We start from the raw sequence: 6,137 nt of genomic DNA, 5'->3' as shown, positions 1-6,137 counted from the left end.
GAGGTGTACTATTCTAGTTCCAATCTACTATATAAATGAAAACCTTAGCTGTTTGGCCAAGGTTCATTTCTTCTATGCAAGTTCATCTCTTTTCTTATCTGGGTTCCAGATGAAGCTTGCGATAAAGCTAAAGATGATGGTTAGGATAGCGAGGATAATAGCAAGGATGAGGGCAGGGATGCGGATAAACCACCAGAGTGGATTTGGTTTTTTATCATTGTGCCATTGTTTCGTTTCTTCGTCCAGACGTTGGAATTCTGTTTGAATACGATTGGCGACTGTTTCAATGCCTTCATCATTCATTTTCTTGATATCTGAGATATCGATTGGATTTCCAAAGTTCATATCGACACGTTCACGGCTAATCAAGCCCTTCAAAGTCATGGGACCGGTGTAGGTAACCGGCATGATATGGACCTTGGCCATTTTGGCAATCAGTGCTACGCCCCCCTTGACATCGTTTGAGTGGCGGCTACCACTTGGAAACATGATGAGAGAGAGGTCACTTTTTTTGAGAACGTTGATAGGATATTTGATGGCTGAGGCGCTGGGATTTTCACGGTCGATGGGAAAGGCGCCACACATACGAATCCACCAACCAAAGATACGGTTGGTAAAGAGTTCTTTTTTTGCCATAAAGATGAACTGTTTTGGCTTGGTCGCAAAGGCCATATAAACAGGATCCCACCAGGTACGGTGAGGCGCAACTAAAATATAATTTTCATCTTGATTAGGAATTTTATCAGTATTATGATAGTGAGCATTGCCATTGATGGACCATAAGAGCAATACAACTAATCCACGCAAATAAGTATAAAACATGCGATCTCCTTCGATTCTTTTCTTGTTATTATTATACCTTATCAAAGGAGGGCTGGCAAACTTTTCCCTTGACTAGGTGCATATTTGGGATGAGATTAGAATTCTTTTAGAAAAAATGATATGATAGAATTTATGGATAAAAATAAGATTATGGGATTAACCCAAAGAGAAGTCAAGGAAAGACAGTCTAAGGGCTTGGTCAATGATTTTACTGCTTCGGCCAGTACCAGCACTTGGCAAATCGTTAAACGAAATGTCTTTACCCTTTTTAACGCTTTGAACTTTGCCATTGCTTTGGCCCTTGCCTTTGTGCAGGCTTGGAGCAATCTGGTCTTTTTTGCTGTTATCTGCTTTAACGCTTTTTCTGGGATCGTGACCGAGCTACGCGCCAAACACATGGTGGATAAGCTCAATCTCATGACCAAGGAAAAGGTCAAGACTATTCGTGATGGCCAAGAAGTGGCTCTGAATCCTGAAGAATTGGTGTTAGGAGATGTCATTCGTTTGTCTGCAGGAGAGCAGATTCCTAGTGATGCCTTGGTTTTGGAAGGCTTTGCGGAAGTCAATGAAGCCATGTTAACGGGAGAAAGTGATTTGGTGCAAAAGGAAGTTGACGGCTTACTTTTGTCAGGAAGTTTCCTAGCTAGTGGGTCAGTTTTAGCTCAAGTTCACCATGTCGGTGCAGACAACTATGCTGCCAAACTCATGCTGGAAGCTAAGACAGTGAAACTGATCAACTCCCGTATCATGAAATCTCTGGACAAGCTAGCTGGTTTTACTGGAAAGATTATCATTCCTTTCGGTCTGGCTCTCTTGCTAGAAGCCTTGATTTTAAAAGGCCTGCCTCTCAAGTCATCCGTTGTAAACTCATCGACAGCCCTTTTGGGAATGTTGCCTAAGGGAATTGCCCTTTTGACCATCACTTCGCTCCTGACCGCAGTGATTAAGCTGGGCTTGAAAAAGGTCTTGGTGCAGGAGATGTACTCTGTTGAGACCTTGGCGCGCGTGGATATGCTCTGTTTGGACAAGACGGGTACCATCACCCAAGGAAAGATGCAGGTGGAGGCCGTTCTTCCACTGACGGAAACTTATGGTGAAGAGGCTATTGCCAGCATCCTGACCAGTTACATAGCCCATAGTGAGGATAAGAATCCAACTGCCCAAGCCATTCGCCAGCGTTTTGTGGGAGATGTTGCTTATCCTATGATTTCCAATCTTCCCTTCTCGAGCGACCGCAAGTGGGGGGCTATGGAGTTAGAAAGCTTGGGGACAGTTTTCTTAGGGGCACCTGAGATGTTGCTGGATTCTGAAGTCCCAGAAGCCAGGGAGGCCTTGGAGAGAGGGGCACGTGTCTTGGTCTTAGCTCTTAGTCAGGAGAAATTAGACCATCACAAGCCACAGAAACCTTCTGATATTCAGGCTTTAGCCTTGCTGGAAATTTTGGATCCTATTCGAGAAGGAGCAGCAGAGACGCTGGACTATCTCCGTTCTCAGGAAGTGGGCCTCAAGATTATTTCTGGTGACAATCCCGTTACGGTGTCCAGCATTGCCCAGAAGGCTGGTTTTGCGGACTACCATAGCTATGTAGATTGTTCGAAAATCATCGATGAGGAATTGATGGCCATGGCGGAGGAGACAGCTATTTTCGGACGTGTTTCCCCTCATCAAAAGAAACTCATCATCCAAACGTTGAAAAAAGCGGGTCATACAACGGCTATGACAGGGGACGGGGTTAATGATATCTTGGCCCTTCGTGAGGCGGATTGTTCTATCGTGATGGCGGAGGGGGATCCAGCAACCCGTCAGATTGCCAATCTGGTTCTCTTGAACTCAGACTTTAATGATGTTCCTGAGATTCTCTTCGAGGGTCGTCGCGTGGTCAATAACATTGCCCATATCGCCCCGATTTTCTTGATAAAGACCATCTATTCCTTCCTGTTAGCAGTCATCTGTATTGCCAGTGCTTTACTAGGTCGGTCAGAGTGGATTTTGATTTTCCCCTTCATTCCGATCCAGATTACCATGATTGACCAGTTTGTGGAAGGTTTCCCACCATTCGTTCTGACTTTTGAGCGAAATATCAAACCTGTTGAGCAGAATTTCCTCAGAAAATCCATGCTTCGAGCCCTACCAAGTGCCCTTATGGTCGTATTCAGCGTTCTCTTTGTGAAAATGTTTGGCGCGAGTCAAGGTTGGTCTGAGTTAGAAATCTCAACTCTACTCTATTATCTACTAGGGTCTATTGGTTTCTTGTCCGTATTTAGGGCCTGCATGCCATTCACACTCTGGCGTGTCCTCTTGATTGTCTGGTCAGTAGGAGGTTTCCTAGCGACAGCTCTCTTCCCAAGAATCCAAAAACTGCTTGAAATTTCAACCTTTACAGAACGAACGTTGCCTGTTTATGGTGTCATGATGTTGGTCTTTACAGTGATTTTCATTCTGACTAGTCGCTATCAAGCCAGAAAATAAAGAAAGACTGCAATCTGTGGATTGCAGTTTTTTTATACGACGAGTCTATCGTATAGTGGATTGAATCTGGAATAGGACATCATAGCTACTAAAACATTTCTAATACTCTTCGAAAATCTCTTCAAACCACGTCAACGTCGCCTTACCGTACTCAAGTACGGCCTGCGGCTAGTTTCCTAGTTTGCTCTTTGATTTTCATTGAGTATAAAAATTAATTTGCCTTTCCTAATCGATTTGTTCATATATTATTTTAATATACTATAAATCTAATGTGCAAGGCCTACGTGCCTATTATCTATCGGTGAACCCAAGAGCGACCCTCAAGCCTGCTTGTATTGAGGTAGCAGCTTCAAATGTATGTGGCTAGACTATTTGAAGTATGACGAAAGAAACAATACTCTTCGAAAATCACCAGAAAAGCTAGTTAAACTACTGTCCTTCTGGTGATTTTGCTTGATTTCTAATATTTGAGACATTATTGAGGAGATTTGTCTTGATTTTTTCCTAAAAAAGGGCAGACTCCTCCCTTGGTTTGATGCTCGATTTCTAAAATAAGGTGACTTATTCTGTTAGGCATGTTTTCCCCTGCCCTCTAGCTCTATATGGAACAGGGAGTATCAGATTTATCTGGCAGATTGTATCAAATAAGGCTTGAAACTGTTTTGAATAGGCGTATAGACTTGAGAATTTGAGAATATGTCGTCTAGCAGTAGAGACATATTTTCGGCAATATGAAGGAAGAGAGGTCGAAAACGCTTGATAGTCAAGGCCTTTACTTCATCACCAGCTAGCTGCTTTAAAAAGAGGTAGAGATTATAAGCCAGATAGCCCATCATCATACGTACTTCATTCTTAACCATGGTCGAACTATCTGTCTTATCCCCAAAGAATCCTGCTTTCCTTTCTTTGATAAAGTTTTCAGCATTCCCTCGTTCACGATAGAATTGAAACAGCTCCTCACTATCTACACTGCTTAAATTGGTTACAAGAGAGACCACATCATAGAACAATTCCCCTTCCTGTCTTTGGGAAAATTGGCAAACACGACGTGGCTGGCGCCAAGAATCGGCTTTATAAAGGGACTCTGAATAGGAAGAATGAGGTAAAATACTCAAATCCTCTGAACAAGGCAAGGTTAAATCTCCCAAGCGACTCAGAACAGCGTTCCTTTTCAGTTTGGTCAAATAGGCATGACCTCTATCTTCCAGTAAATCATAGAGTTTTGGGCTCACAAAACCGCTATCCATACGAAAAATCAGATGGTCAAACTGCTCTAAAATGGGGTGAATAAGGGCATCTGCTCCTTCTGAACAATAGCGATTTCCAGAACGTAACTGGGCATTCAGACAATAGCCAGTCTGGCTTTCAAAGGCATAAAGGGGATGATAAGCTGTCACCTGATAATGAGCATTATAGTCGGCTCCCTCTTGATGCCCATAAGTGGTAAAATGAGTGGAATCCACATCAACGATAAGACTGGGTTGGCTTTGCATTTGTAAAAAGAGTTGAACCAGTTCAAAGTTTAGTCTTCGTAAGCTCCCAACAGTTGCTTCTGTTGAACGTGACAGAAAGCGAGACAAGGTTGGTTGAGACGCAACTTGTCCAGTTTCCAACAGTTTTGGAAAATAAGCATCTGATTTTAATTTCTTACAGGCATAGTCTATGTCATAGCCTGTAAGGATTTGAAAGAGAAATTGGATGACAATATCGGCATCCGAATAGTGATAATAGCGTCGTTTATCATCGCTCACAAGATGTTTTGAAATAGTTTCTTTTAGATTCAACTTTGTGAAGAGTTCTTTGAAGAGCAGAAGACCAGCTTGATTGGTCAGATTTCCACCATCGAAAGAAAAGTGTGATAAAGTATTGTTTTTCGTAGATTTATTTTATATACTGGTCATTGGAATTTCCTTTGTTTTGATTTTGTTTTCGATTATATCATAAAGGAGAAACTCCCTTTTGTCCAGTAAAAACAGCACCCAATGGGTGAAAAGAGAAAGCACCTAGAATCCTCGGTTTCATATCGATTCTGGATGCTTTTTGTGTTAGGTGTGAATAATTGGGGGAGAAAGAGATTGAAGATTGTCAAAAACAGATGAATGAATATATAGACGAGTATGAACATCAAGTGAGGAGATTGGAGAAATTAGTTAACACTATAAATTTTGCAATTGATAGTAAAGAGAGAGGCTTCAACATCCCATTAGAGTAATTTAAATGTATTTTAATTGTTACAGAAATCGTGATAAAATGATTAGCAGTAGTAGATTGGAGGAAATAGTGTGGGAAGCTTATTAGCTACTCGAATTAAGAGCAGAAGAAAAGAATTGAAATTATCTCAGAAAGAGTTAGCTGAAGGAATTTGTAAGCAAGGTCAGATTAGTCGTTTGGAGAACGGAGAATATACTCCAGGTTCAGAATTATTGCATCAACTAGCTAAAAGACTTAGTGTTAGTATGGATTATTTTTTTTGACGAGCAAATTTTGAATGAGAGTACAGAACTTATTGAGTTTAAAAAAATAGTTATAGTTGCTTAGTTTCAAACAAGCATGTTATAATAAAGCCATGGCATATAGTACAGATTTTAAACAGCGAGCATTAGATTACATCAAAGAGGGGCAGAGCCATGTCGAGGCAGCCAAGGTTTTTGATGTTGGCGTCAGAACTCTCTTCATGTGGGAAAAGAAAGACGCGAACAAGGACACTTGGAGAGGAAAAAGCGAGTCGTCAAAAACCGAAAGATTCCTTTAGAGGAATTGAAAGCCTTTGTAGAGGCTCATCCAGATGCTTTTTTACGGGAAATTGCGGCACATTTTGATTGTGCTGTCCCTTCAGTATGGGCAGC

At 41.6% G+C, this 6,137-nt stretch carries 2 protein-coding genes and 3 pseudogenes; 3 read left to right on the top strand and 2 right to left on the bottom strand.

The window, feature by feature from the left end; genetic code table 11:
- Positions 1-72: 72 nt before the first annotated feature.
- Complete coding sequence (locus HT719_RS10365) at positions 73-822, bottom strand: 1-acyl-sn-glycerol-3-phosphate acyltransferase (protein WP_138705213.1); 750 nt, start codon at positions 820-822, stop codon at positions 73-75.
- A gap of 132 nt (positions 823-954) precedes the next feature.
- Here HT719_RS10365 and HT719_RS10360 point away from each other — a divergent pair, with 132 nt between their 5' ends.
- Positions 955-3,291, top strand: a complete 2,337-nt coding sequence (locus HT719_RS10360) for a cation-translocating P-type ATPase (RefSeq protein WP_172929140.1) — start codon at positions 955-957, stop codon at positions 3,289-3,291.
- A gap of 561 nt (positions 3,292-3,852) precedes the next feature.
- On the opposite strand, the pseudogene HT719_RS10355 reads toward HT719_RS10360, so the two are convergent.
- Positions 3,853-5,192: pseudogene (locus tag HT719_RS10355) on the bottom strand (IS1380 family transposase).
- A gap of 381 nt (positions 5,193-5,573) precedes the next feature.
- Between HT719_RS10355 and HT719_RS10345 the strand changes: the two are divergent.
- Together HT719_RS10345 and HT719_RS11795 are read left to right on the top strand one after the other, a co-directional pair.
- Positions 5,574-5,814: pseudogene (locus HT719_RS10345) on the top strand (helix-turn-helix transcriptional regulator); the annotation flags it as partial.
- Between the two features lie 43 nt (positions 5,815-5,857).
- Positions 5,858-6,137, top strand: a pseudogene (locus tag HT719_RS11795) (IS630 family transposase); the annotation flags it as partial.

Source organism: Streptococcus sp. k-378, from assembly GCF_013277505.1.
Lineage (GTDB): Bacteria > Bacillota > Bacilli > Lactobacillales > Streptococcaceae > Streptococcus > Streptococcus pseudopneumoniae.
The sequence above is the reverse complement of the archived record's forward strand: the minus strand, read 5'-3'. Positions and strand labels throughout refer to the sequence as shown.

Bases quoted from the DNA above. Each gene is read 5' to 3' on its own strand.
- HT719_RS10365 (WP_138705213.1), bottom strand. From the start codon at position 822: ATGTTTTATACTTATTTGCGTGGATTAGTTGTATTGCTCTTATGGTCC.
- HT719_RS10360 (WP_172929140.1), top strand. From the start codon at position 955: ATGGATAAAAATAAGATTATGGGATTAACCCAAAGAGAAGTCAAGGAA.